The 25,441-nt window shown below is 68.0% G+C and carries 20 protein-coding genes; 10 read left to right on the forward strand and 10 right to left on the reverse strand.

Annotated elements, in window-relative coordinates:
- Positions 1-236: 236 nt before the first annotated feature.
- The 3 genes from HW532_RS03195 (at position 237) to HW532_RS03205 (ending at position 4,526) form a co-directional block, all read left to right on the forward strand.
- Positions 237-1,718, forward strand: coding sequence for a DcaP family trimeric outer membrane transporter (locus HW532_RS03195; RefSeq protein ID WP_213163029.1), 1,482 nt, complete (start codon positions 237-239; stop codon positions 1,716-1,718).
- A gap of 151 nt (positions 1,719-1,869) precedes the next feature.
- Positions 1,870-3,720 (forward strand): tetratricopeptide repeat-containing sulfotransferase family protein, encoded by a 1,851-nt coding sequence (locus tag HW532_RS03200; RefSeq protein ID WP_213163030.1) that lies wholly within the window; start codon positions 1,870-1,872, stop codon positions 3,718-3,720.
- Positions 3,717-4,526 (forward strand): S1 family peptidase, encoded by an 810-nt coding sequence (locus tag HW532_RS03205; RefSeq protein ID WP_213163031.1) that lies wholly within the window; start codon positions 3,717-3,719, stop codon positions 4,524-4,526. The genes HW532_RS03200 and HW532_RS03205 overlap by 4 nt, the downstream gene beginning before the upstream one ends.
- A gap of 17 nt (positions 4,527-4,543) precedes the next feature.
- Here HW532_RS03205 and HW532_RS03210 read toward each other — a convergent pair whose 3' ends face one another.
- The 3 genes from HW532_RS03210 to HW532_RS03220 form a co-directional block, all read right to left on the reverse strand.
- Complete coding sequence (locus tag HW532_RS03210) at positions 4,544-5,515, reverse strand: quinone oxidoreductase family protein (protein WP_213163032.1); 972 nt, start codon at positions 5,513-5,515, stop codon at positions 4,544-4,546.
- A 130-nt stretch (positions 5,516-5,645) separates the two neighbouring features.
- Positions 5,646-6,329, reverse strand: coding sequence for a haloacid dehalogenase type II (locus HW532_RS03215; protein WP_213163033.1), 684 nt, complete (start codon positions 6,327-6,329; stop codon positions 5,646-5,648).
- A 29-nt stretch (positions 6,330-6,358) separates the two neighbouring features.
- The gene (locus tag HW532_RS03220; RefSeq protein ID WP_213163034.1) at positions 6,359-7,045 is read right to left on the reverse strand and encodes a GntR family transcriptional regulator; all 687 of its coding nucleotides are present in this window, start codon (positions 7,043-7,045) and stop codon (positions 6,359-6,361) included.
- A 179-nt stretch (positions 7,046-7,224) separates the two neighbouring features.
- Between HW532_RS03220 and HW532_RS03225 the strand changes: the two genes are divergently transcribed.
- On the forward strand, positions 7,225-7,953 hold the full coding sequence (locus HW532_RS03225) for an aldolase (RefSeq protein WP_213163035.1): 729 nt from the start codon (positions 7,225-7,227) through the stop codon (positions 7,951-7,953).
- Between the two features lie 49 nt (positions 7,954-8,002).
- On the opposite strand, the gene HW532_RS03230 is transcribed toward HW532_RS03225, so the two are convergent.
- Positions 8,003-8,428 (reverse strand): universal stress protein, encoded by a 426-nt coding sequence (locus HW532_RS03230; protein WP_213163036.1) that lies wholly within the window; start codon positions 8,426-8,428, stop codon positions 8,003-8,005.
- Between the two features lie 287 nt (positions 8,429-8,715).
- Here HW532_RS03230 and HW532_RS03235 point away from each other — a divergent pair, with 287 nt between their 5' ends.
- Both HW532_RS03235 and HW532_RS03240 read left to right on the forward strand, forming a co-directional pair.
- Entirely contained in the window at positions 8,716-10,773 is a 2,058-nt protein-coding gene (locus HW532_RS03235) for an NADH:flavin oxidoreductase (RefSeq protein ID WP_213163037.1), read from the forward strand.
- 983 nt (positions 10,774-11,756) lie between these two features.
- Positions 11,757-12,731, forward strand: a complete 975-nt coding sequence (locus tag HW532_RS03240) for a zinc transporter ZntB (protein ID WP_213163038.1) — start codon at positions 11,757-11,759, stop codon at positions 12,729-12,731.
- Between the two features lie 72 nt (positions 12,732-12,803).
- On the opposite strand, the gene HW532_RS03245 is transcribed toward HW532_RS03240, so the two are convergent.
- The 6 genes from HW532_RS03245 to HW532_RS03270 form a co-directional block, all read right to left on the reverse strand.
- On the reverse strand, positions 12,804-13,862 hold the full coding sequence (locus HW532_RS03245; RefSeq protein WP_213163039.1) for a mitochondrial fission ELM1 family protein: 1,059 nt from the start codon (positions 13,860-13,862) through the stop codon (positions 12,804-12,806).
- Positions 13,863-13,930: 68 nt separating this feature from the next.
- On the reverse strand, positions 13,931-14,278 hold the full coding sequence (locus tag HW532_RS03250) for a LysM peptidoglycan-binding domain-containing protein (RefSeq protein WP_213163040.1): 348 nt from the start codon (positions 14,276-14,278) through the stop codon (positions 13,931-13,933).
- A gap of 155 nt (positions 14,279-14,433) precedes the next feature.
- Positions 14,434-15,057, reverse strand: a complete 624-nt coding sequence (locus HW532_RS03255; protein WP_213163041.1) for a class I SAM-dependent methyltransferase — start codon at positions 15,055-15,057, stop codon at positions 14,434-14,436.
- 155 nt (positions 15,058-15,212) lie between these two features.
- On the reverse strand, positions 15,213-16,241 hold the full coding sequence (locus tag HW532_RS03260) for an NAD(P)/FAD-dependent oxidoreductase (RefSeq protein WP_213163042.1): 1,029 nt from the start codon (positions 16,239-16,241) through the stop codon (positions 15,213-15,215).
- A 73-nt stretch (positions 16,242-16,314) separates the two neighbouring features.
- Positions 16,315-16,635: a 2Fe-2S iron-sulfur cluster-binding protein gene (locus HW532_RS03265; protein WP_213163043.1), complete on the reverse strand. Its 321-nt coding sequence runs from the start codon at positions 16,633-16,635 to the stop codon at positions 16,315-16,317.
- Between the two features lie 217 nt (positions 16,636-16,852).
- Positions 16,853-17,209 (reverse strand): Hpt domain-containing protein, encoded by a 357-nt coding sequence (locus HW532_RS03270; RefSeq protein WP_213163044.1) that lies wholly within the window; start codon positions 17,207-17,209, stop codon positions 16,853-16,855.
- A 556-nt stretch (positions 17,210-17,765) separates the two neighbouring features.
- Here HW532_RS03270 and HW532_RS03275 point away from each other — a divergent pair.
- The 4 genes from HW532_RS03275 to HW532_RS03290 all read left to right on the forward strand — a co-directional run bounded on the left by HW532_RS03275 (position 17,766) and on the right by HW532_RS03290 (position 25,414).
- A complete protein-coding gene (locus tag HW532_RS03275) occupies positions 17,766-22,451 on the forward strand; it encodes an apolipoprotein A-IV repeat region-like domain-containing protein (RefSeq protein WP_213163045.1) in 4,686 nt (1,561 codons plus the stop codon).
- A 208-nt stretch (positions 22,452-22,659) separates the two neighbouring features.
- Positions 22,660-23,670 (forward strand): N-acetyltransferase DgcN, encoded by a 1,011-nt coding sequence (dgcN, locus tag HW532_RS03280; protein ID WP_213163046.1) that lies wholly within the window; start codon positions 22,660-22,662, stop codon positions 23,668-23,670.
- Positions 23,671-23,676: 6 nt separating this feature from the next.
- On the forward strand, positions 23,677-24,666 hold the full coding sequence (gene dgcA, locus HW532_RS03285; RefSeq protein WP_213163047.1) for an N-acetyl-D-Glu racemase DgcA: 990 nt from the start codon (positions 23,677-23,679) through the stop codon (positions 24,664-24,666).
- Between the two features lie 43 nt (positions 24,667-24,709).
- Positions 24,710-25,414, forward strand: coding sequence for a VIT1/CCC1 transporter family protein (locus tag HW532_RS03290; RefSeq protein ID WP_213163048.1), 705 nt, complete (start codon positions 24,710-24,712; stop codon positions 25,412-25,414).
- Positions 25,415-25,441 lie beyond the last annotated feature (27 nt).

The raw sequence follows: 25,441 nt of genomic DNA on the forward strand, positions 1-25,441 counted from the left end.
CCGGGCCGGTTTTTCTTTGCCCTGCCCGGCCCCCGCCATCGACCGCCTTGTGGCATAACTATCACAAGACGCATATTTCCAATATTCAATTATAAATTGCAGATTGATTTTACTCCCCCCTTCGCGCGTATTGTCGTGATGCAACATCTTAAGGTTGCAGTCGGGCCGACTCGCAAGCCAAGGCGCGGGGGCCGGACGTGCGATACGCATGGACGGGAAATATGGGAGTTCCAGACATGAGAGAGACCAGGTGGCTCCGGCGCGCATTGCTCGCCGGAGCGGCAATCATCACCACGACCGGCGCGGCCGGGGCCGATGAGCTCGCCGCCCTGAAGGCCCAGCTCGAGGCCCTGCAGGCCCGCGTGAACCAGATCGAGGCCCAGCCCGCCGTGCCGGCCATGCCGGAGGGGGCGAGCTGGGTGACCTTCACCCGCGGCACCGAGGCGACCGCCGGCTGGAACACGTCGCGCGTCGGCGACGCGATCCCGACCGACCGCGGCTTCACCATCGCCATCACGCCGACCGCCGACCTGCCGGCGCCGGTCCACGAGGTGACGGTCTCCGGCTACGTCAAGGGCGACGTGATCTACGATTTCGACCAGGATCTCGGCAACGCCTTCAGCTACTCCATCATCGACGACACGAACCAGCGGCAGGACCACATCCGGCTGCATGCCCAGCAATCGCGCTTCCGCATCAAGTCGCGGTCCGACACCTCCATCGGCCAGATCCGCACCCTGATCGAGGGCGACTTCTTCGGCGGCGAGAATGGCGGCAACTTCCGCGTCCGCCACGCCTGGGGCGAGTGGGACATCACGCCGAACCTGACCTTCGGCGTCGGCCAGTACTGGCGCAACTTCATGTCGCTGATCACCGGCATTCCGACGGTGGACTTCAACGGCCCCGTCGGCCTGATCGCCACGTCACGCAACGCCCAGGTCCGCCTGACCTATCATTCGGGGCCCATGGAGGTCGCGGTTTCCATCGAGGACCCGACCGGCGACGGCGACAGCGGCGATCTCTATGAGCAACCGACAGTCACCGGCACGCTCTCCCACGCGCCCAACGCCTCCGACAACCTGCCGGACCTGAATGCCCGCATTCAGTACGACCTTCCCGGTGGCCATCAGATCCTGGCCTCCGGCATGCTGCGCAACTTCCACACCGACGGTGATCTCGGCGGCGACAACGACAGCGCGCTCGGCTGGGCCGTCCAGGGCGCGGCCAACATCAATCTCGGCGACATCGCCGTACTGTCCACCTCCGTCATGTATGGCGACGGTATCGGCAACTACCTCTTCGGTGCCGCCTATACCAACTCGTCCGGCAAGGCCAACGGCATCGGCGCCTATGTGGACCCCACCGGACATATCGCGACCATCGCGGGACTGGGGGTCTTCGCGGGGCTCACCTTCAACGTCACCGAGGCCACCAGCCTGAATGTCGGCTGGGGCTGGACGAAGATGGACAAGGGGGACGTCTCCGACGCCATGTCCAACGTGACCTCCGGCAGCATGAACTCCGAGATCATGAGCGTGCACGGCAACGTCATGTGGCAGCCCGTCCGCGAGATGCGGCTCGGCTGGGAGGTCATCTGGGCCCAGCGCAAATATCTCCAGGGCCACCTCGATACGACGACTAATCCCTTCTCAGCCTATCACACCAAGGAGACAGCCGACGCCGTAAGGGCCCAGTTCGGAGCCTGGTTCTTCTTCTGAGGACCGCCCGGCGAGCGGGACGAAACGGGACCGGCGTTGCAAATGGGCGCCGGTCCCTGCGATTCGTGTCGGCATCCGTCCAGAAGACTCTTGATTTGAGTGTCATTCTCGCAAAGATGGCGGGAACAGTTCCAGGGACAGACCGACACGCATGACCTTTGCCTCACCAGGCGCCGACACGCCTCTCGACACGGCCCGCGCGCTCGCCCGCGCCGGGCAGAGCGACGCCGCGCGCCAGGCTTTCCGGCAGGCGCTGACCGCCAGCCCCCGCGACACCGCGCTCCTCATGGAGTTCGGCGTGTTCGAGGCGCAGGCCGGCGACCGTGCCGCCGCGCGCAAGCTTCTGGAAAAGGCGCTGAAGATCGCGCCCGACGATCCCGACGTCCATATCAATCTCGGCGAGCTCGCCCGCCAGGGCGGCGCCTTCGCGCTGGCGGAGCGCCATTACCGGCGCGCCATGACGCTCAATCCGCGCGATGCGGAGGCGCTCTACGGCCTCGGCAACGCGCTCGCCGAGCAGGGCCGTGCGCGCGACGCCCTGCCCTTCCTGATCCAGGCCCACGACCTGATGCCGGGCGATGCGGAAATCCTCAACACGCTCGCCATCGCGCTGGAGGCGGAGGATTATCTGGACGATGCCATCGCCGCCTACCGCAAGGCGCTCGACATCGCGCCCGACTTCCACCAGGCGCGCGCCAATCTCGCCGTCCTCCTCCAGGATCGCGACGAGACAGAGGAGGCCGAGCGCGAATTCGCCCGCATCCCGCGGAAGGCCCTGCCGGCGGAATTCCTCGCCCGGCATGCCCGCGCCCTGATCGCGCTGCGCCGCTCCGGCGAGGCGCTGGACGTGGCGGACGCCGCGCTCGCGGCCGAACCCGGCAACGTCTCCGCGCTCATGGCCCGGGGCACCGCGCTCCAGCGGCTCGGCGACTTCGACGGCGCGGAGGCGAGCTATCGCGCAGCTCTCGATGCCAATCCCGCCCTGCCGCAGGCCTATCACAAGCTCGCCACCATCCGCCGGCTGGAGCCCGAGGCCGCCGAGCGGCTCGGGCCGCTTCTCGCCGACACCGCGCTCGACGCGAATTCGCGCGCCAATGCGGGCTTCGCGCTCTATACGCTGCTCGACCGCGCGGACCGCCCCGAGGACGCCTTCGCCGCGCTCGAGGAGGCCAATGCCCTGCGCGCGAGCGCCCTGCCCTTCGACACCGAGCGGCACCGCGCGCAGGTGGAGCGCGTCATGGCGACCTTCACCAGCGACTTCTTCGCCGCGCGTGCCGACGAGGGCGTCCAGCGCGAGGGGCCCGTCTTCGTGCTCGGCCTGCCGCGCTCGGGCACGACGCTCGTCGAGCAGATCCTCGCCGGCTATGACAGCGTTCTGGCACTTGGCGAGCGCGACGACCTGCCCCGGATCGCACGCACGATCTCCGGCTATCCCGAGCAGGCGGGAACGTTCGGCTCCGACTGGGCGCGCGAGACCGGCGAGGCGCTTCTTGCCCAGATGTTCGCCGACCGGCCAGACGCCCGCTTCGCGACCAACAAGTCGCCCGGCAACTATCTCTTCATCGGGCTCATCTCCTGGCTCTTCCCGCGCGCGCGTATCGTCCATTGCCGGCGCGATCCGCGCGATACGGGGCTGTCCTGTTTCGAGCAGAATTTCGACCAGGGCGTCGCCTTCTCCTACGATCTGGAGGCCTTCGCCGCGGTCTCCCGGCTCCACGACCGGCTCATGGCCCACTGGCACGCGCACGCGCCCGTCGCCATCCACACGGTCGACTACGAGGCGCTGGTCGCCGATCCCGAACCCCATGCGCGCGCACTCGTCGACCATGTGGGCCTCGACTGGACGCCCGACTGCCTGAGGCCCCAGGATGTCGACCGGCCGATCGACACCGCCAGCGTCTGGCAGGCGCGCCAGCCCATCAACACACGCTCCATCGGCAAATGGAAACGCTACGAACGCCATCTCGGGCCTCTCCTGCAGCTCGCGGGAGAGCGCGCATGAGGGCCGCCATCGCCGCCGCCGCGGCGCTCCTCCTGTCCGGCTGTTTCCAGCAGCCCGCGGATCCGCGCGTCATCGACATCAGGAACGGGCCGACGCCGGCCGGCCTCAGCTCGGCCGACACGATCGGACCGCTGGTGAACCGGGCCTCCTCCTCCTATGTCACGCTGGTGGTCAGCGACACCTCCACCGACCGGCTGAAGGGCATGGACGAGCTCCCCGAGGCGGTGACCGCGGGCAGCGGCTTCGTGGTCGACAATCGGGGTCACATGATCACCGCCGGCCATGTGGCGGTGAAGTCCGGCTGGCTCGTCAAGGCGCGCGGGCCCGACGGGCGGCTCCACGAGGGCAAGGTGGTGGCGGTGTCCCATTCGCCGGACCTTGCGCTCATCAAGCTGAACGGCATTCACGACGTGCGCGCGGTGACGCCGGTTTCCGATGCCTGCCTCACGCCGGGCACGCAGGTCTTCTCGCTCGGCCGGCCGCGCAGCTCCGGCGACGTCGCCCGGGTCGGCGAGGTCGCCTCCATGAGCTTCGGCCAGTCGGTGCACTACAAGGATTTCGGCTATCCCGACGCCATGGTGCTGAAACTGCCGACCCGCAAGGGCGAATCGGGCGGGCCCGTCTTCACGGCGAATGGCCGGCTGGCCGGCATGCTCGTGAGCACGCTGTCGGACGGCACCGGGCGCCATCTGAACCTGGCGCATGCGCTGCCGGCCCCGATGATCGCCCAGTTCATGTGCTCCAAGCTCTCCTGCTCGTCGGCCTGGCGCGCGCTCGCCTCGCCGCGCCAGTGCAAGGCGGGCTGAGGTCGCGCCGAGCCGGTTCACGGCATCAGGATCGTGGATCCCGTTGTCTTGCGTGCCTCGAGATCGCGATGCGCGGCCGTCACATCGGCGAGCGCATAGCGCTGGTTGACCGCGATCTCGATCTTTCCGCTCGCCACCATGGAGATCAGGTCCGACGCGTTCTCCCGCAGCGCCTCGTCGCTCGCCACATAGGTCATGAGCGTGGGCCTGGTGAGATAGAGCGAGCCCTTCGCGGAGAGAAGCCCGGTGTCGAAACTGTCGACGGGCCCCGAGGCATTGCCGAAACTCACCAGCAGCCCGCGCGGGCGCAGGCTGTCGAGCGAGGCCTCCAGCGTCGCCCGCCCGACCCCGTCATAGACGACCGGGACGCCCTCCCCGCCGGTGATCTCGCGTACCCGTTCCGCGACATTCTCCTTGCGGTAGTCGATGGTGTGGTCGCAGCCATTGGCGCGCGCGAGCTCGGCCTTCTCCTGCGATCCCACCGTGCCGATCACCGTCGCGCCGAGCGCCTTCGCCCACTGGCAGGCGATCAGCCCGACACCGCCGGCGGCGGCATGGAACAGGATCGTCTCGCCGGCCGCCACGCGATAGGTCTCGCGCAGCAGGTAGCGCACCGTCATGCCCTTCAGCATCATGGCCGCCGCGGTTTCGAATGAGACGGCATCGGGCAGCTTCGCAAGCCGGCCGGCGGGCATGATGCGGCCTTGCGCATAGGCGCCGATCGGCCCCGCGCCATAGGCCACGCGGTCGCCCTCCTTCAGCGTCGTCACGCCCTCGCCGACCGCGTCCACGGTGCCGGCGGCCTCCAACCCCAGCCCCGTCGGCAGCGGCAGCTTGTAGAGGCCGGTGCGGTGATAGGTATCGATGAAATTCAGGCCGATGGCGGCATGCTTCACCCGCACCTCGCCGGGCCCCGGCGCGCCGAGCTCGACGTCCTCGAGCGTCATGACCTCCGGGCCGCCGGTCTCGTGAATCCTGATCGCCTTCATACCGCCGCCTCCTGTGGGGACTGTCTCTCAAAGTTCGGGTTCCGGGACCCTGCCCCCAAAGCGGCGGCCAGACAAGACGGTGGCGCGAAAATTGCCGCCAGACGGAGAACGGACGACGGGCGAACCGCGGCTATCCCTCCAGTCCCAGAAGGGCCGGCACGCCCCGAAGGTCCCGGAGCTCCTCATAGGGCGCGTTGGCCGGCACGCCCGGCTCGCCGTAGCGGTTGATCCAGATGGCGCGCAGGCCGAGCGCCTTGCAGGCGGCGATATCAAGCCGCTGGCCCTGCGCCACATGGACGATATCGTCCACCTCAAGGCCGAGCCGGCGGTGGGCGTAGCGGAAGATCTCCTCCGACGGCTTGTAGGCGCCGGCCTGTTCCGCCGTCACCACCTCGTCGATGGGCACGCCGAGCCGGGCGACATTGCCCGCGATGAGATCGTCGTCGGTGTTGGAGATGATGCAGAGCCGGCAGCTCCGTCCCAGCCTCTCGAGCACCGCCGGCACCTCCTCGAAGGGGCCGAATGTGGGAATGGCCTCGACGAGGCTCATCTCCTCGCCCGGCCCGAGTGTGAGGCCGAGCGTGCCGAAGGCCTCGCGCATGGCGGCCGGGGACACCTCCTTGAAGGGGCGGTGCGGCGGCTCCTGCTCCAGCCTGTGCTCGGCATCGCTATAGGCCGCGATGAGCTGCTCGCTCGTCAGCGTGCCGCCATGGCGGTCGACAATGGCGCGGGCCACGGTCTCCAGCCCTTCGAAGAAGCGGATCAGCGTGCCGTAGCAATCGAAGGTCACCGCCTTCGGTGTCTCGTAGGTCATGGGGGGACTGTCCTGTCGTTTCGGGGGCTTCAGGAATCGTCGAGCGCGCTGATGCGCCGGTAGAGGGCCTCGCCGGCGGCCGCATTGTGCTCATGGGCCACGCTCTCGGCGAGATCGGGATTGCCGGACAGGATGGCCGCGACCAGGCGGCGATGCTCCTCATAGACAGCGCTCTCGTCCTCCACGCCGGCGTCAGAAGTCGCGATGAACACGCGGATCTGGTCGGACAGCCCCTCATAGAGGCTCTTCAGGCGCGTATGCCCCGCCATCTCGATGACCTGCAGGTGGAGCGCGAGATCGGCCTCGACCACGTCGCTGCGCTCGCCGAGCGCACAGGCGCGCTTGAGCCGCGCGAGCGCCTCGTTGAGGTCGTGGGCCGGTCTCGTGCGCGCCGCCTGCGCGGCAAGGCGCGCGGCGAGCCCCTCCAGCGCCTGGCGCAGCGTGTAGAGCTCGTGGGCGTCGGCCGAGGTGAAGGCCGTCACCGACCAGCCGCTATAGGCCCGCCGTTCCACGAGCCCCTCGCGCTCGAGCTCGGAGAGCGCGGCCCGCAGCGTGCCGCGCGACAGGCCGAATGTCTCCGCCAGCGGCATTTCCCTGAGCCGTTCCCCCGCCCTCAGCCGCCCCGACACGATCTCGCGCCTGAGTGCCGCCTTGGCCTGCACGACCAGCGTCTGTTTCTCGATGGCGAGGCCCTTCATCTGCAGATCCTTCGACATCCGACGGCAATGTCCGGGCAGTTCCGGCCCGGCCTCCTTGCTGCATTGGCAGACACGCAAAGCTCACAACGAGAATTGGTGATTGTCAACAATTATCAATTCTGCGAGGATCCTCCACCGTGACATTGCGATCCACCATGCGAACCCGTCATGCGGCGCATCCTCTCCGGAGACAGACGATGACCGACACCGAAGCCCCGCTCCGCCACGATCTCGCCACCGCGCTCAGATGGGCTGCCCGCCTCGGCCTCCACGAAGGGGTGTGTAACCATTTCTCCGTGGTCGTGCCGAAGGCGGACGGTGCCAATACGCGCCGTTTCCTGATCAATCCGGAAGGGCTTCACTGGGACGAGATGACGCCGGAAGCCATCGTCTCCTGCGCGCTCGACGACGAGGGCGAGGACGTGCCGGACGGTGTCGAGGCGACGGCCTATTTCATCCATCGCGAGATCCACCGGCTCGTGCCGCATGCGACATGCGCGCTCCACACGCACATGCCCTATGCCACCGCGCTCACCCTGCGGCGCAACATGCGATTGCGGATGGCGAGCCAGAACGCCCTGCGCTTCTATGGCCGCATCGCCTATGACGACCACTATGGCGGGCTGGCGCTCGGGGCGGAGGAAGGCGAGCGCATCGCCGGCGCGCTCGGCAAGGCCGACATCGCCTTTCTGGCCAATCACGGCGTCGTCGCGGTCGCAGAGACCGTCGCCGAGGCCTTCGACGACCTCTATTATCTGGAGCGCGTCTGCCAGACCCAGATCCTGGCGGAAACCGGGGGCGCGGAGCTGCGCGACCTGGACGAGGCGACATGCACGGCCGTCGCCGCCCAGTTCGCCTCCGAACGCACAGCCGGCGCCAACCGGCATTTCGAGGCCCTGAAGCGGATGGCCGCGACCGGCTTCTGATTCTGAGAGAGCGTCTTCCCGCCCCGGACCCCTTGCGGGCCGGCGCGCGTCAGTGCCTCACGACAAAGACCGAACAGGCCGCGTGGCGCACGACCCGCGCCGCTGTCGAGCCGAGCAGATAGTCCGCCACGCCCGGCCTGTGGGACGCCATGACGATGAGGTCGGCCTTGATCTCCTCCGAATAGTCGAGGATTTCCGGATAGCTATTGCCGTGGCGGACCGCGCAGACCACCTTTCCGGCACCGAACTCGACGGCACCCGCGACCCGTTCCAGCTTCGCCTTCGTATCCGCCGAGGCCTTCTTCTCGTAGTCGGCCGGCAGATATTGCGACACGACCGCCGGCGGCCCGTAGATCACGTTGAGCAGATGGACATCCGCCCCTTCCTGGCTTGCGAATTGCGCGGCAACCCGCAAGAGTTCCTTGGAATGCTCCAGATGCTCCAGATCGACCGGCACCAGAATGGTCCTGAACATGGGACTTTGGCCTCCCGCACGTTTGTTTCCCCTGAAGCGGCCCGTATCCTCGCGCGACGCGGAAGGCGGGCTGCCCCGAACCCTTGAAACGGACCGAACGGCGGGCATGAACGGCGCTTCGTCCAGCGCCTTCCGATCCAGAGGCGCCACGTTAGAGCATTTCGCGCCGGAGCGGAATTGATCGCGATCATGACGCTTTCCGGCATGGCGCCGGACGGGCGCCTTGTTAGAATTGGTCCGGTTCGAGAAATCCCGTGCCGCCCGCCCGCCTTGTCTCCGGAGGACCGATGACCACGCTCGTTCGAGGCAACGACCCGCTGCTCCAGCCCTTCACGCTCAAGCACCTCACCCTGAAGAACCGCCTCATGTCGACGGCGCACGAGCCGAACTACGCCGAGGACGGCATGCCGACCGAGCGCTACAGGCTCTATCACGTGGAGAAGGCGAAGGGCGGCATCGCCATGACCATGACGGCCGGCTCCGCCGTCGTCTCGCCCGACAGCCCTCCGGCCTTCGGCAACCTCCACGCCTACAAGGACGAGATCGTCCCCCATCTCAAGCGACTGGCGGAGGAATGCCACGAGCACGGTTGCGCGGTGATGATCCAGCTCACCCATCTCGGCCGGCGCACAACCTGGAGCCAGGCCGACTGGCTGCCCGTGCTCTCCCCCTCGCCGGTGCGCGAGCCCGCCCATCGCGCCTTCCCCAAGGAGATGGAGGACTGGGACATCGAGCGCGTCGTGAAGGACTACGCCGCCGCCGCCGAGCGCATGAAGGCGGCGGGCCTCGACGGCTTCGAGTTCGAGGCCTACGGCCACCTCATGGACGCCTTCTGGTCGCCCGCCACCAATCTGCGCACCGACGAGTACAATGGCAGCCTCGACAACCGGCTGCGCTTCACCCTGCGCGTGCTGGAGGCGGTGCGCGCAGCCGTCGGGCCGGACTTCATCGTCGGCATGCGCCTCGTCGCCGACGAGGACTGGGAGAAGGGCCTCACCCGCGAGGACGGTATCGCCATCTGCCGCAAGCTCGTCGCGACGGGCCATGTGGACTTCCTGAACATCATTCGCGGCCATATCGAGACCGATGCCGCGCTCGCCGACGTCATCCCGATCCACGGCATGCGCTCCGCGCCCCATCTCGACTTCGCGGGCGACGTGCGCCAGGAGACGAAGTTCCCCGTCTTCCATGCCGCGCGCATCTCCGATGTGGCGACCGCCCGCCATGCGGTGGCGGAAGGCAAGCTCGACATGGTCGGCATGACGCGCGCCCATATCGCCGACCCCCACATCGCGCGCAAGGTCGCGGAGAGCCGCGAGGACGATATCCGCCCCTGTGTCGGGGCGACCTACTGCCTCGACCGCATCTATGAGGGCGGCGAGACGTTGTGCATCCACAATGCGGCAACCGCGCGCGAGGCGACCATGCCCCATGTCATCGCGCGAACGCGGGGCCCCTTGCGCAAGGTCGTGATCGTGGGGGCCGGCCCCGCCGGGCTCGAGGCCGCCCGTGTCTGCGCCGAACGCGGGCACAAGGTCACGCTCTTCGAGGCCGCGCCGGAGCCTGGCGGCCAGGTGCGCCTCATTGCCCGCGCAATGCGGCGCAAGGAGTTCATCGGCATCGTCGACTGGCGCATGGGTCAGCTCGGAAAGCACGACGTCGCCTTTCGCTTCAACACCTATGCGGAGGCCGCCGATGTGGAGGCGGAAGAGCCCGATATCGTGATCGTGGCGACCGGAGGCCTGCCGAACACCGACTGCATCGAGGAGGGATCGGCGCTCGCCGTGTCGAGCTGGGACATCCTGTCGGGCGATGTCGCGCCGGCCGCCGACGTCCTCGTCTATGACGACAATGGCGGCCATCCGGCCATGCAGGCCGCCGAGCTCCTGGCGGAGGCGGGATCGACGCTCGAGGTGGTGAGCCCGGAGCGGATGTTCGCGCCCGAAATGGGCGGGCTCAACTATGTGCCCTATCTGCGCGCCTTCCAGGAGCACGGTGCGACCGTCACCATCTCCACCCGCGTCGGCGCGATCAGGCGGGAGGGCAACCGGCTCGCCGTAACGCTCATCAGCGACTACACCGACCGCCCGGTGGGCGAGCGCCTCGTGGACCAGGTGGTCGCCGAGCACGGCACCATGCCGCTCGACGAGCTCTATTTCGCCCTGAAGGAGGCCTCGGTGAACCGCGGCGAGGTCGACTATGCCGCTCTCGTCGCCGGACGCCCCCAGGAGATCGCCGCCAATCCCGACGGCACCTTCAGGCTGTTCCGCATCGGAGATGCCGTCACCTCGCGCAACATCCACGCCGCCATCTACGATGCGCTGCGCCTGTGCAAGGACTTCTGAGAGGCCGCCTCGGCCCCTTCCGCGAAAGTTATCAACCGGACAGCCCTCTGCTGCAATGCGGTATCCCATTGCCGCGTTTTGGTGATTCGCGAAGTTGTGGAACGCGTGTGGACAATGCGTAGCGGGGCGATGACAGCCCCCCGTTCCCGACGCACACTTTACCTGCACGGTCCGAGAGGGTCCGGAGACGGCGAAACCGGACAACACTGATCGGAACTCACCGTGATCCCGGCGCCGGCGGGACCGGACGGAGGCTCGAGACGGTTTTCGGACCGTCGAGGCGCCGCCCGGAGGGCTGATCCGGAGGGAATGCGATGCGGGCTTCGGCCAGCACCGCGCTCTCGACGGAGAAGCCGGCCAGGACCTTGAACAAGCGGGGCCGCCTCGTGCGGGCCTGTACGGGAGGGGTCGGGGCAACCCGCCAGCAATCGCCACCGGGATGCAGCTCTGACGCGCGTGTGGATGCCTTCGGGCAGACACCGCGCGCCGGGGCAGCATCGACGCTCTTGGACGGCGAGGACCCGTTCATCGGCAAAGGCGTTGCGCAAGCCCTGGGGCCGTGGCACACAACGCCTTCGGACTGGAAACGACGCCGCCTGCAGCATCGCTGACGGGGCAGCGAGTGACCGGTCCAAACGGCCCGGACAGAGGGTCCAGAATGGCGCGGTCCGAAAGGGTTCGCCGCCGTATCCCCGGACCCTTCGTCCATGAAAAGTGCGGAGCGGCTCCACGGGCCCTCCGCATTTTTCATGGGCGCACCCGCCCTCTCCCCATTGCTACCGCCCGCGATCGGCCACGATTCCGCCCGGCTTTGCCGCAACAGTGCGTCCGTGTCACGATTCTGAAAAACGAGTCGCCTGCGAGCGCGATGCCCGATGCGGGGCGTCACGCTCAAGCAGTTACAATCCATCGGCTTTCCCGAAACGGGGCAGGCCTGCCGGGCTTGCGGGGACGCCGATCCCGGGAGAGGGAGCGCACGCACAATGGCCAAACCGCACGGCTCACTCAACTGCGCCTTCGAGATACGCGGCGGACATGCCTTCACGCTCGGCTGGGAGGAACTCGCACAGGCGCCCTCGCCAAAGGCCTGGCGCTGGATCCATCTCGACCGCTCGCGCCAGGAAGCACGCGCCTGGCTGCGCGGGCGAAGCGGCGTCGCGCGTGTCGCCGCCGACGCCCTGCTCGCCGACGAGACCCGCCCCCGCTTCACCACGCTGGACGACGGTGCCCTCCTCATCCTGCGCGGTATCAACACCAATGCGGATGCGAGCCCGGAGGACATGGTGTCGGTGCGCATCTGGATCGAGAAGAACCGCATCATCACCGTCCAGCGGCGCTCTCTTCGCGCCATTGCGGAGGTGAAGGCAAGCCTGGAGTCCGGCGACGGGCCCAAGACGCCCGGGGACTTCGTGATCCGGATCGCGGAAGCCCTGACCGACCGGGTCGGCCCGCTGATCGAGACGCTGGACGACCGGCTGGAGGACCTCGAGACCGCCATCACCGAAGACGGCCGGTCCGATCACCGTGCCGAGCTGATCGCCTTGCGCCGCAGCGCCATTCCGCTACGCCGCTATCTGAGCCCGCAGCGCGAGGCCCTCGCCCACCTGATCGCCGCGCCGGTGGCCTGGCTCGACGATCTCCAGCGCGCCCATCTGCGCGAGGTCGCCGACCGCACGATCCGCTTCGTGGAGGATCTCGACGCCGTGCACGAGCGTGCCACACTCCTTCACGGGGAGTTCGCCAACCACCTGTCGGAGCGGATCAACGTCAATATCTACGTGCTCTCCATCGTTGCCGCCGTGATCCTCCCCTTGAGCCTCGTCACCGGGCTGCTCGGCGCCAATGTCGGCGGCATACCGGGCGAGAGCTCGCCCTGGGGCTTTGCGCTTCTCACCCTGGCGCTGGCAGCCATCGCCGCCGCGGAGGTCTGGATTCTCAAGCGCCTCGACTGGATATGATCCCCGCTGGCAACGCCCTGGAATAACAAGAAAACGATTCGCTATTCCAGTGCGTTACACAGAGTTTCCGAATCAATGTCCCAACAATGCGGCGATGCGGCCAACGAGCATCGCCGCCTCGTCGGGTACCGGCCGCCAGGCCTTCGGGGCCGGTCCGCCCAGATGGGCCGCATGGCCGCCCGCGACGAGCCGGTCGTGAACCCGCGCCACGTCGCGCGGCGGCGTGAAGAGCCCATGCCGGCACGCCCATGCCACAAGACCGCCCCCAAGCCCGAGCGCCGGCATTGCGCGCGGCAGATCGGCGATCCACACCGGACGGCCCGTGCGGCAGGCTTCCGCCAGCATGGACACGCTCTCGCCCGTGACGATGAAATCGTCGGCCAGCGCGAGGAAGGCACGATGGGGATTGTCCCCGTCCCGCCCCCACAGATGGATATGGGCCGGCACGTCGACCGCCGTCTTCAGGGCCTCCCCGACGGCCGTCCCGGTCCGCGGCGAGGTGGAGACGAGCAACGCGCCCGACCGCTCGCGCACGAAGGAGGAGGCCCGCCCCGCCAGGTCGCGCGCCACGGCCTCGTCGAGCCGGAAGGGCCAGCGCCCGCCGCCCACGAGCATCGCCGTCCAGGGACGGGGCAGACCGTTGAGCCTCTCCTGCCAGCGCGCGACGTCCGCTCCGTCCGCCTCCGCCGCCGGCCCGGTGAAGGGCAGCGTCAGCCGGACCACATTGTCCCCCGGCGGCAGGCCGTATTGCGGCGTCGTCACGACGAGATCGAACTGCCCGAGCGGCGCGCGCGGCCGTCCGAGCTGGACGAGCCGTGTGCGCCCCCCGGAAGCCTTGCGGATCCAGAGGGCGACCGGAACGGTGCGCCGGCCCACCGCGATGACGAGATCCGGCCATGGCGGCGCGATCCGCGCACGCGCATCGGCGGACAGCGTGCGCAGCGACGCTCCGAGCATCAGGTTAGGAACCCGATACAATCCATTGAATTCAAGAGGTATTTCGAGAACCGACCCGCCGAGCTCCCGGCCGACCGCCTCGCCGAGCGCGCGCGCCTGCGCATTGTCTCCTGCATGCGCGCCCTGAAGCACCCAGATGACCGGGCCGCCCGGCGATGTCCGCTTCATCGTCATGGCCGATGGGATAGCCGAGCCCGTGCCCCGAGGAAACCTTCAATCGGGTTTCCGCGTCCCGGAGGGCGTCAGGGGCGCGCCGCAGCCGGAACGACGACGGTCGCATCGCGCGACGGCAGCGTCAGCGTCTCGCCCGGCGCGATCCGGTAGGGGGCGGCCAGGCCGTTGACGGCGGCCAGCGTGCCGACCGGCACATTGTTGCGCTGTGCCAGGCCGTAGAGGGTGTCGCCCTCCTGCACCCGGATCGTGTCGTCGGCGGGCGCCGGCGCATCGGGATCGGTCATCATATAGGCCACGGTCTCCGAGGAGCCGCCATCGCCTGCAAATCCCATATCCTTCAGCTTGACGGTGCAGCCCGACACCGCAAGCGCGACCATCGCAACCACGAGGCCGCGCCTGGCGGACGCGCTTGTCATGAAACCGGCATGCAGCACCTTGCCCCTTCCTTTCGATCCGGAAATCCCTGTCGCAAGATGAAGCAAGATGCCGCCTCCGGGTTAACAACACATTGTCGAAACTGCAGCCAACGCATTGCCGGGATTCGGACTTGTCCGTCTCCCGGCGCATGGCGCTATCTGGCGCGCGCGCTTCCCAGATAGTGATATCCCACGATTCGCGGCATGGGCTTGAGGTAGTAGTTCTCCATGGAGACGACCTCGAACCCGCCCTCCTCGAGCGCGCCCGCAATATTGCGGTTGATGTTGCATCCGCCCGCAAGCCGGCTCCACAGAGGGTTCACACGGTCCTGCCAGCGCGCCACGCCCTCGTCGCGCGAGCGTCCGTGCTCGCAGAACAGAAGGCGCCCGCCGGGCTTCAGCACGCGGCGCATCTCCGCAACGGCGCTGGCCGTGTCGGGAATCGTGCACGCGGTATAGGTCAGGAGCACCGTGTCGACGCTGCCATCGTCCAGCGGCATGTCCTCCGCCGGCGCCTCGACGACCTCCACGGGCACCGGCGAGCTGGCGAAGCGCCGGGCGCCCAGCGCCGTCATCTCCCTGACCGGGTCGAGACCGATCACGCGGCTCACGCGCTCGCGGTCGTAGAAGCCGAGATTGTGACCCGGGCCGATACCGACCTCGAGCACCACGCCGTCGGCGGCCGGCACCACCTTGGCCCGCTGGGCCGATATCTCCTCCGTTCCGCACAGGCAGCTCACCACCCGCGGCATCACATAGCGATTGTAAAGTCCAGACATCGAAACCGTCCTGCCAGTCCATCCCGGCACGGGCCTTGCGACAGACCGGCCGGGCACGCAACATGCGCGAATACCCGCGCCTTCTGGCAGAAAACGGCTGAACGCCGCCTGAACGCCGCGTTCAGGCTCTGTCCGGCTTTGCGGCGCGCGGGCCCTCAGGCCACGCCCAGCTTCTTCTGCAGCTTGGTGCTCGACGTCGTGTACTGGAACACCAGCCGCTCGTCGGGATGGACGATCCGGAATGCCTGCTGCGCCATCAGAGCGGCCTCGTGGAAGCCGGACAGGATGAGCTTCAGCTTGCCCGGATACCAGTTGATGTCGCCGATGGCGAAGATGCCGGGCTCCGACGTCTCGAACTTCTCGGTGTCGACCGGCAGGAGGTTCTCGTTGAGATTGAGCCCCCAGTCGGCCACGGGGCCGAGCTTCATGGTCAGCCCGAAGAAGGGCAGCATGGTGTTGCAGGCAACTTCGAACTCGCCGTCGGGCCCGCGCGCGGTCACCGCCTCGAGCTGTCCGCCCTCGCCCTTGAGGCCGGTCACCTGGCCCAGCCTGAAGGTCACCTTCCCTTCATCCGTCAGCGCCCACATCTTGTTGACGGAATCGGGGCTCGCGCGAAACTGGTCGCGGCGGTGCAGCAGCGTCAGGCTGTTGGCCAGCGGTGCGAGATTGATCGTCCAGTCGAGCGCGCTGTCGCCGCCGCCCACGATCAGGATGTCGCGGCCGCGGAACGCCTCCATCTTGCGCACCGAATAGAAGACCGAGCTGTTCTCATAGGCGTCGATGCCCGGAATCGGCGGCTTCTTCGGCTGGAACGAGCCGCCGCCGGCCGCGATCACCACCACCTTGGCATCGAAGGCGAGGCCGCCATCCGTCGTTACCGCGAAATTGCCGTCGGGGCGGCGTTCGAGCCCAGTCACCATATGGCCGAAATGATATTGCGGGCTGAACGGCTTGGCCTGCTCCAGGAGCCGGTCGGTCAGCTCCTGCCCGCTCACCTCAGGCAATGCGGGAATGTCGTAGATCGGCTTTTCCGGATAGAGTTCCGCGCACTGGCCGCCCGGCTTGTCCAGGATGTCGACCACATGGCATTTGATGTCCAGCAGCCCGAGCTCGAAGATGGCGAACAGGCCGACTGGGCCTGCACCGATGATGAGGGCGTCGGTGGAGATTGGCTGGTCTGTCATCGCGAATGATCCTGGATGCTGGGGACTTGCGCCCCGTCCGCCGCGAGGCCGCCCCAAGGCATAAGGGCCGGCGCTAGAACTGCTTTTCCGGCACCTTGACGACGAGGCCGTCGAGATCGTCGGTCAGCGTAACCTGGCAGGACAGGCGGCTGTTGTCGTGCACGTCGAAGGCGAAATCGAGCATATCCTCCTCCATTTCGCCACGCTCGCCGGTCTTTTCAAGCCATGCCTTGTCCACATAGACGTGGCAGGTGGCACAGGCGCAGGCGCCGCCGCAATCGGCCTCGATCCCGGGCACCATATTGCGCACGGCGGCCTCCATGAGCGTCATCCCGGCTTCGGCGTCGACCTCGTGAGGGGTGCCGTCATGCTCGATAAAGGTGATCTTCGGCATCTCGTTCTTGAAAATTGCAGCGTGCGGGCAGACAGCCTGACCGGGATGCCCGGACTTGCGCCTCGCACGGGTGAAAGACACGTCAAGCCTCGCACAATCGAGGCGGCTACGACCGGCTGCCTCCTATACGGGATGTGGCAAGCCAACGCAACGCGCGAAAGGTCGCTTTCCCGACAGCGGAACGCCATGCCACGCCACGCGGGGAGCACCGGCAAGCCTATGCCTCCTTCGCGAAACGCTCCGCATAGCTGCAAGCCTCCTCCAGGCGGCGCCCGAGCTCGACTGTCTGCGCATTGCGCTCATCCGGCACAGAGCCATGCAAGAGAACCCGCTCCAGAGCCTCCGCGGCGTCGGCAAGCTGCCAGGCTCCGACCCCCTTCGCTGAGCCCTTCAGAGCATGGGCGAGCTTTCCGCTCTCCCCCGGATCGTCGGTGGAGAGCAGCCGGGCGAAGGTCTCGCGCGCATGCCCGGCGAACAGCGCGAGCACCTCGCGCTCAAGCGCTCCGTCGGCCAGCGTATAGGTCTCCAGATGGTTGAAATCGATCGGATGATCCGGTCTGGCTGTGTCGGCCATGCCCACTCCGGAAATTATGGGCATTCGCCCGGTCAGGATATCGAAACGCGTCTCACCAAAAGGTTAACACGGAACGCCGGCACCCCGCGCCCTCTCCGTATCAACGGTCTCGCAGATGCCGCTTTGCCGCCGGAATCCGGCGGTCAGCCATAATTTTAACCAAAACAATCGATATGTCCGCAGTGCATCCTCCTTTTGGTTTAAGGGTTGTGGGTTATCGGGTATCTTTGGGTTTATCTGCACCCGAGGGGGCAGAGGAGGCTAGTTGACAAGAACACTGAACCGACCTTGCGCAGGATGCGGTGACAGGAGCTTGTAAAACGGGCGTTCCAGCCCGGGATCCACTTTCCGTTACGGATCCCCGGGCGTTCCGGCTTCTTCGCAGGCAAGCGGTTCGCTGGCTTTGACACATGACCGTGTCGTGGCCCGGTTCGTTTGACACCTCCTCATCATGGCTTCCCCAAAATCGTGTTCGGGGCGTGGAATGTGGACGATCAGCCCGGTTCTGCAGCGTGTCAGCCGCGAAACCGGCAAGTGAGTGGCGGAGACAGGAGTTATGACGAGCAACCCTAGCGATCAGCGGCGTTCGCCTCAGCGGCGTTTGCTCCGTCGCGCGCAGTCCGAGCCGGAGCGCGGACGCAGCGAGACGAATGGCGGGACCAAGCAGCAGCCGGCGCCCGAGCAGCGCCGCCGCGGCGGCGCGCCCCTGTCCGGCCGGCCGGCCAACGAGAACGAGCCGACCACAGCCGCCCTCATAGGACGGCTGAAGCAACGTCCCTCGACGGGGCCGTTCTGGGCCGCCTTCGTCATCTCCACATTGTGGGTCGCCGTCGTCGGCGCCTTCCTGTGGGGCTATTACGGCGGCAATGCCGGCGTGTCCGCCCTCTCCGAGCCGGAGATCGGCGGCGCGGCGGTGATCGTGCTGCTGCCGGCACTCCTGGTGTGGACCGTCGCCTATCTCGTCTGGCGCGCCCAGCAGATGCGCCAGGTGTCGGAAACGCTCGTCCACACCGCCATGCGCCTCGTGCGACCGCAGGAATTCGCCACCGACGGGCTGACCTCGGTCAGCGAGCAGGTGCGCCGCGAAATCTCGCAGCTCATGGGCAGCGTCGAGCAGGCGGTCGGCCGCGCCGGCGAGCTGGAGACCCTCGTCCACAAGGAGATCTCCGCACTCGAGCGCGCCTTCGGCGGCAACGAGGAACGCATCCGCACACTGCTCAACGGGCTGGAGAACCAGCGCACCGCGCTCGAGGAGGCAAGCTACGTTCTGGGCTCGGAGGCAAGCCCCCTGCTCTCCCGGCTCGAGGAGAACACCGGCTCGCTGCAGGGCATCATCTCCAATGCATCGGTGACGCTGCAGAGCCTCGAGACGGGCCTGAAGTCCTCCACCGACGAGCTGTCCAAGACGATCGGCGAGATCGCCAGCCAGGCGTCCGGCACGGGCGAGAAGATCTCCGAGCAGACCGAGCGCCTCGAGGGCCTCGCCAACACGGTAATGCGCGAGATCCGCGGCTTCTCCGACGAGCTCTCCTCGCAGGTCAACACCCTGTCGCGCTCCGCCCAGACGCTCGACCAGACCAACCTGAACCTGACAGGCGATCTGGAGCGGCTGACCGAGCACTTCACCCAGACCATGCGCGAGCGCGCCGAGGAGGTCAGCCACTCGATCCACAAGGCCGCCCAGGAGATCTTCGACGCCCATGGCGAGGTCGCCAAGCATCTCGGCTCGACCGGCGAGCAGATCAGCCAGAACATGCGCGAGACCGGCAGCGAGTTCCTGGAGATCCTGCGCACCACCGGCGGCGACATCACCGAGGCCCATGCCGAGGTCACCCGCCATCTCGACCGCGTGAGCTCGACCATGAGCGAGCAGCTGCGCGAGACCGGCCACGATCTCACAGAGCTGCTGCAGTCGACGAGCGGCGGTATCCACGAGCAGCTGCAGAACGCGACCTATCGCGTGTCCCAGCAGATCGAGCAGTCGGGCGGCGAGCTGACCCGCCAGCTTGAGAGCTCCGGCGGCGCGATCACCGAGCGCCTGCTGTCGGCCAGCGGCGAGTTCGTCCAGAACATCTCGCAGGCCCGCATGGAGCTGTTCGAGTATCTCGACCAGGCCTCCAGCCAGATGACCGAGCGCCTGGACAGCACCAGCACGCGCATGGTGGAGCGGTTCAACCACACCAACGACACCATGCTGGACCGTCTGGAGCAGACCGGCGCGCAGATCGCCGAACGCCTGGACAGCACCAGCAGCGGCGTCGCCGCGACCATCGAGCAGACGGGCCACAACGTCCTGTCGCGCTTCGACGAGAGCACGGGCTCGATTGCCCGCTCTCTGGAGGAGACCGGCGAGCGTGTCTTCGCCCGCCTCGACGAGACGTCCCGCGACCTCGGCGGGCGCTTCGAGACGGCCGGCAACCAGCTCGACCGCGTCGCCGGCGAGATCTCCCAGCGCATGGAGCAGACCAGCACCCGGTTCTCCAGCGATCTCACCAGCACCAGCGAGCAGGTGCTCGGCCGCATGGACAAGACGGCGTCGACGGTCGTGGAGACCCTGTCGCGCTCGACCGGCGAGATCGCGGACCGCCTCGAGACCACGACGGGCGACCTCACCCGCCGGGTCGAGCAGGCGGGCGAGAAGCTCGACGAGACCTCGACCTCGCTCTCCACGCGCCTCGATACGGCCAGCGAGCGGCTTACCGACACGCTGTCCAAGGCGACGCAGGGCGTGTTCGACCAGGTCGAGGAGGCAGCAACCCGCGTGTCGGAGCGCCTGGGCGAGACCGGCGCGACCATCACGCAGCGCTTCGAGACCACCAACCAGCAGATCACGGCCCGCCTGGAGGATGCCGTGCGCCTGCTCGACGGCTCGGGCAGCGAGACCGCCCGTGAGCTGGAGGATGCCGGTGCCAAGTTCGCCCGGCACCTGGCCACCGCCAACACCTACTTCACCGACCAGCTGGCGGAAGCCGCGGCCAATATGGACGACAAGCTGGAGCGCATCAGCACCGATCTCTCCGGCAGCATCACCCGCGCCACGACCGGGCTCGACGACCGGGTCAACGAGCTCGGCACCGCCGTGTCCTCCCAGCTGGAGACCACGACGGAGGCCATCATCGGCCGGCTGGAAGGCCATACGAGCACCGTTTCGGGCCGCATGCAGTCGGTCGCCGACCAGCTCTTCACCCGCCTCGACACGCATGGCTCGGAAGTCTCCGAGCGCATCGAGAAGGCCTCCGACCAGATCGTCGGCCGGCTGGAGACGGTGTCGACGGGCATGTCGGGCCGCATCGAGACGACCGCGGAGAGCCTCGTCACCCGCCTGGAGGACTATGGCGCCACGGTCGACGGCCGCATCGAGCGGGCTTCGGAGCGGATCTCGGAGCGTCTGGACGGCTTCGGCACCAGCGTCACCGACCGCATCGAGCAGGCCTCCTCGAAGGTCGTGGAACGCCTGGAGGGCCATGGCGGCGCGGTGACCGGCCAGATCGAGCAGGCCGCCGAACGCCTGGTGGAGAAGCTGGAAGCCCACGGCACAGACGTCTCCGGACGCCTGGAGGGCACGGGCGCCCGGCTCACCTCCGAGCTCACCCAGTTCAACGCCCAGCTCAACCAGCATCTGGAGACCGCCACGGGCCAGATCAACGAGCAGTTCGGCGAGATGAACGCCCGCCTGTCGAGCGAGATCACCAATATCTCCAGCCGCATGTGGGAAGACGTCTCGGGCCTGTCGTCCAGGCTCTCCGAGACGCTCGAGACGAGCAGCAGCGCCTTCGTGGAGCGTCTGGAACAGGTCGGTTCGACCGTTGGCCAGAACATCGCCACGAGCGGCGGCTCGGTCACCGAACGCATCGAGACCGCCAGCGCCGATCTCTCCAGCCGGCTGGAGAACACCGGCAAGTCGGTCACCGAGCGGCTCGGCGAGGTCGCAAGCCTCGTGGAGAATTCGGTCACCACGCTGTCGAGCCAGGTCGAGAACACCGCCTCGACCCGTCAGGAGGCCCTCAACGAGCTCATGGAACGTCTCGGTCGGAAGGCGGAGGAAGTCGACGTGCTGATGCGCAACTTCACCAGCCTGATCGACGAATCCCTGACCTCCATCGAGCAGCGCTCGCGCGATGCCGGCAAGCTCATGGCCAGCCAGGCGAGCAACACGACGAGCGCCTTCGAGCAGGAGCTGACAAAGCTCGAGCAGCTCACCGACAAGCAGGTCGCCGAGACGGCCTCGCGGCTCCAGAGCCAGTACGAAGCCATGCTCTCCTCCATGAACGAGAGCCTGGCCTCCACCAGCACCGACTTCACCCAGACGGCGCAGAGCATGCGGGCCGCCGCCCAGCAGGTCGTCAAGGAGATCGAGGGCGCCCGCGCCGAACTCAAGCGCGCCGTCGTCGACATGCCGGACGAGACGCGGGCCAACGCCGATGCCATGCGCCATGTGGTCGCCGACCAGATCACCGCGCTCGGTGCGCTGGCCGATATCGTCAAGCGTCACGGCCGGTCGATCGACCTGTCGGGTCCGGGGGTCTATGTGCCACCGCCGTCCAAGACGGGAGACCTGAAGCCGGGAAAATCTGAGGGCGCCGCGTCCAATGCTCCGCGGACCGGGACGTCGGGCGCCCAGACCCCTGTGAGCGAGCGGAGCACGCCGGCCGAGGCAGACGACGGGGCCGAAAAGAAGGCCCCGGCGGAGACGGCCGGCAAGGCGAAGACGGCGGCCCCCGCCAAGGCGAAGGCCGGCGCGAAAGCGCAGGACGACGCGGAAGCGGCGAGCCCGGCCGAGCCCGTCCACAAGAAGGCCGCTGAGGCGGCTGCCTCGAAGTCTCCGGAGCCGGAGACCTCGGAAGAGACCGTGCTCGCGGATGGCGATGGCGGCCTGTCGGAACGTGCCCGCGAGGCCTTCGACCGGCTCAACGACATCGCCGTCGACCTTGCGCGCACTCTCGACGACACGCCGCCCGCCGATCTGTGGCGCCGCTTCAAGGCCGGCGAGCGGGATGCCTTCATGCACCGCCTGTGCGCCCTGCGCGGCGATGCGTTCAAGGCGACGGTCGCCAAGCGGTATGCCGACGACGAGGCGCTCAAGGCCCATATCGACAACTATCTCGGCGAGTTCGAGGGTCTTCTCGACGCCGTGTCGGAGGCCCGCGGCGGCGACGACATCGTCGATGCGTGCCTCGCCACCGAGGCCGGCAAGGTCTACCTCCTGCTTGCCGAGGCGGCCGGGCGCATCAAGGGGGCCTGACCGGCCCCCACCGATTTCCCCTCTCTTTCACCTCCCCCGGCCCCCATTTGGGTGCCGGGGGTTCTTCTTTTCCGGCAGCGCGATGCACGGGCCATCTTGCACAAAGGCGCAAGGCAGTGTTCATATGCGCTCGCCGTCCGGACCGTCGGCATCCCCACCCGCCGCTCCGGCCCCGGCCCACTCCTTATTCATCCCTTGGAGACCGTACATGGAGATCCGCAAGCCCTACCTCATGTTCCTCGGCGACGCCCACGACCAGCTCGCGGTGAAGACCGCGCAAGGCGTGGTCGACTGGCGGCGCGACTGGTGCCTCGGCCAGCTTCGCCTCGAAGGCTGCAAGGCCGACCTCGGTCTTGAGGACATGACCATCGCGGAAGCGGCCGAAGCCGGCGTCAAGACGATGATCGTCGGCACTGTCAGCCCGGGCGGCGTCCTGCCGGATTACTGGGTCGACACCATCGTCTCGGCCCTCGATGCGGGCCTCGACGTTGCCACCGGCCTGCACAAGCGGCTCGGCTCGGTCCCCGCAATCGCGGAGGCGGCCAAACGCAACGGCCGCCAGCTCTTCGACGTGCGCTTCTCCGACGAGACCTTCGCCACGGGCAGGGGAACGAAGCGTCCGGGCCTCAGGCTGCTGACCGTCGGCACGGACTGCTCGGTCGGCAAGAAATACGCCGCCCTCGCGCTCGAGGCCGGCATGCGCGAGCGCGGCCTCAAGGCCGATTTCTGCGCGACGGGCCAGACGGGTGTGCTCATTTCCGGGCGCGGCGTGGCGCTCGACGCGGTGGTCGCCGATTTCATCTCCGGCGCGGCGGAATGGCTGACGCCGGCGAACGCCCCCGACCACTGGGACGTGGTGGAGGGCCAGGGCTCGCTCTTCCATCCCTCCTTCGCCGGCGTGACGCTCGGCCTGCTCCATGGCAGCCAGCCCGACGCCTTCGTCGTCTGCCACGAGCCGACGCGCACCAAGATGCGCAATGTCGAGCACCCCATCCCGTCCATCCAGTCGGTGATCGACCGCACGATCCTGGAGGGATCGCTCACCAATCCGGACATCCAGTGCGTCGGCATCGCGGTGAACACCCAGGCGCTCGGCGAGGACGAGGCGCAGGCGCTGCTCAAGTCGATCTCGCAGGAGCACGGCCTGCCGGCGACCGATCCGGTCCGCTTCGGCGTCGGCCCGATCGTCGACGAGATCGTCGCCCGGTTCGGGAGCTGACCGGCCATGCGCAAGCTCACCATCGCCCATGAGAGCTGGCCGCTCGCCACCACCTTCACCATCTCGCGCGGGTCCAAGACAAGCGCGGAAGTGGTCGTGGTCGCCATCGAGGAAGATGGCCGGACGGGCCACGGCGAATGCGTGCCCTATCCCCGCTACGGCCAGACCGTGGAAAGCGTGATGGCCGAGATCGAGGCCCTGCGCGGCGAGATCGAATCCGGCCTCGACCGCGCCGCCCTCCAGACCCGCATGGAAGCGGGCGCGGCGCGCAACGGCATCGACTGCGCATTGTGGGATCTCGAGGCCAAGCGCTCCGGCCGCCCGGCCTGGGCGCTGGCCGGTCTCGACGGTCTCGACGCGGTCACCACGGTCTACACGCTGAGCCTCGAGGCCCCGGAGGCCATGGCCGCGGCCGCGGCGAAGGCGGAAGCGGCGGGGCGCCCTCTCCTCAAGCTCAAGCTCGGGACGGAGGGCGGCGATGCCGAGCGCGTCGCCGCCGTGCACGAGGCCGCGCCCACATGCCGCCTCGTGGTCGACGCCAATGAGGGCTGGAAGGCCGATCAGCTTCCCGATCTCTTCGCCGCCTGCGCCAGCGCCGGCGTGGAGCTCATCGAGCAGCCCCTGCCCGCCGGCGACGACGAGGCGCTGCGCGCCATCGAGCACCCCATCGCGGTGTGCGCAGACGAGGCCGCCCACGACCTTTCCACGCTCGATGCGCTCGTCGGCAAGTACGACGCGATCAACATCAAGCTCGACAAGACGGGCGGCCTCACCGAGGCCCTCGCGCTGGCCGATGCGGCACAAGAGCGCGGGTTGATCCTCATGATCGGCTGCATGACCAGCACCTCGCTTTCCATGGCGCCGGGGCAGATCATCGCCCAGCGCTGCAAGGTGGTCGACCTCGACGGCCCCCTGCTGCTCGCCCGCGACCGCGAGAACGGCATCCGCTATGACGGAGGCACCATGCACCCCGCCCCGGCGGCCCTCTGGGGATAGGCGGAGCCGAATCCGGTCCGCGCCGAACAGGGAACGTGCGGAGATGACACGGCGCGCGAGACACCGCGAAACCCATCTGGTGAACCGCATCGGCTGGCTGCGCGCGGCGGTTCTCGGCGCCAATGACGGGATCGTGTCGACCGCGAGCCTCGTCGTCGGCGTCGCGGCGGCCTCCAGCGGCCGCGGCGACGTGCTGCTGGCCGGGCTTGCGGGCCTCGTGGCGGGCGCGATGTCCATGGCCGCCGGCGAATACGTCTCGGTAAGCTCGCAGGCCGACACCGAGAAGGCCGATCTCGCACGCGAGCGTACCGAACTGGCGACCATGCCGGACGCCGAGCTCGAGGAACTCGCCGGCATCTATGTCGAGCGGGGCGTGGACCCGGAACTCGCCCGCGAGGTGGCCTGCCAGATGATGGACCGCGACGCCCTCGCCGCCCATGCCCGCGACGAGCTGGGCATCACCCCGTCCATGGCCGCACGGCCCGTCCAGGCGGCCTTCACCTCCGCGGCGACCTTCTCCGCAGGTGCCGCCCTGCCGCTGCTCGCCGCCGCGGCGAGCCCCGAAGGCGCGATCCTGCCGACCGTCACGGTGGCGACCCTCGTCTCCCTCGCCATTCTCGGCGCGCTTGGCGCAAGGACCGGCGGCGCAGGCCTCGTGAAACCCGCCCTGCGCGTCACCTTCTGGGGTGCAGCCGCCCTCGCCCTCACCGCCGGCGTCGGCGCCCTGGTCGGCCAGACGGGGCTCTAAGATCGAAGCGGCATTCGCACGACCGGG

The organism is Kaustia mangrovi, assembly GCF_015482775.1.
GTDB lineage: Bacteria > Pseudomonadota > Alphaproteobacteria > Rhizobiales > Im1 > Kaustia > Kaustia mangrovi.

Coding starts and splice junctions, on each gene's coding strand:
- HW532_RS03195 (WP_213163029.1), top strand. CDS start 237: ATGAGAGAGACCAGGTGGCTCCGGCGCGCATTGCTCGCCGGAGCGGCA.
- HW532_RS03200 (WP_213163030.1), top strand. CDS start 1,870: ATGACCTTTGCCTCACCAGGCGCCGACACGCCTCTCGACACGGCCCGC.
- HW532_RS03205 (WP_213163031.1), top strand. CDS start 3,717: ATGAGGGCCGCCATCGCCGCCGCCGCGGCGCTCCTCCTGTCCGGCTGT.
- HW532_RS03210 (WP_213163032.1), bottom strand. CDS start 5,515: ATGAAGGCGATCAGGATTCACGAGACCGGCGGCCCGGAGGTCATGACG.
- HW532_RS03215 (WP_213163033.1), bottom strand. CDS start 6,329: ATGACCTACGAGACACCGAAGGCGGTGACCTTCGATTGCTACGGCACG.
- HW532_RS03220 (WP_213163034.1), bottom strand. CDS start 7,045: ATGTCGAAGGATCTGCAGATGAAGGGCCTCGCCATCGAGAAACAGACG.
- HW532_RS03225 (WP_213163035.1), top strand. CDS start 7,225: ATGACCGACACCGAAGCCCCGCTCCGCCACGATCTCGCCACCGCGCTC.
- HW532_RS03230 (WP_213163036.1), bottom strand. CDS start 8,428: ATGTTCAGGACCATTCTGGTGCCGGTCGATCTGGAGCATCTGGAGCAT.
- HW532_RS03235 (WP_213163037.1), top strand. CDS start 8,716: ATGACCACGCTCGTTCGAGGCAACGACCCGCTGCTCCAGCCCTTCACG.
- HW532_RS03240 (WP_213163038.1), top strand. CDS start 11,757: ATGGCCAAACCGCACGGCTCACTCAACTGCGCCTTCGAGATACGCGGC.
- HW532_RS03245 (WP_213163039.1), bottom strand. CDS start 13,862: ATGACGATGAAGCGGACATCGCCGGGCGGCCCGGTCATCTGGGTGCTT.
- HW532_RS03250 (WP_213163040.1), bottom strand. CDS start 14,278: ATGACAAGCGCGTCCGCCAGGCGCGGCCTCGTGGTTGCGATGGTCGCG.
- HW532_RS03255 (WP_213163041.1), bottom strand. CDS start 15,057: ATGTCTGGACTTTACAATCGCTATGTGATGCCGCGGGTGGTGAGCTGC.
- HW532_RS03260 (WP_213163042.1), bottom strand. CDS start 16,241: ATGACAGACCAGCCAATCTCCACCGACGCCCTCATCATCGGTGCAGGC.
- HW532_RS03265 (WP_213163043.1), bottom strand. CDS start 16,635: ATGCCGAAGATCACCTTTATCGAGCATGACGGCACCCCTCACGAGGTC.
- HW532_RS03270 (WP_213163044.1), bottom strand. CDS start 17,209: ATGGCCGACACAGCCAGACCGGATCATCCGATCGATTTCAACCATCTG.
- HW532_RS03275 (WP_213163045.1), top strand. CDS start 17,766: ATGACGAGCAACCCTAGCGATCAGCGGCGTTCGCCTCAGCGGCGTTTG.
- dgcN (WP_213163046.1), top strand. CDS start 22,660: ATGGAGATCCGCAAGCCCTACCTCATGTTCCTCGGCGACGCCCACGAC.
- dgcA (WP_213163047.1), top strand. CDS start 23,677: ATGCGCAAGCTCACCATCGCCCATGAGAGCTGGCCGCTCGCCACCACC.
- HW532_RS03290 (WP_213163048.1), top strand. CDS start 24,710: ATGACACGGCGCGCGAGACACCGCGAAACCCATCTGGTGAACCGCATC.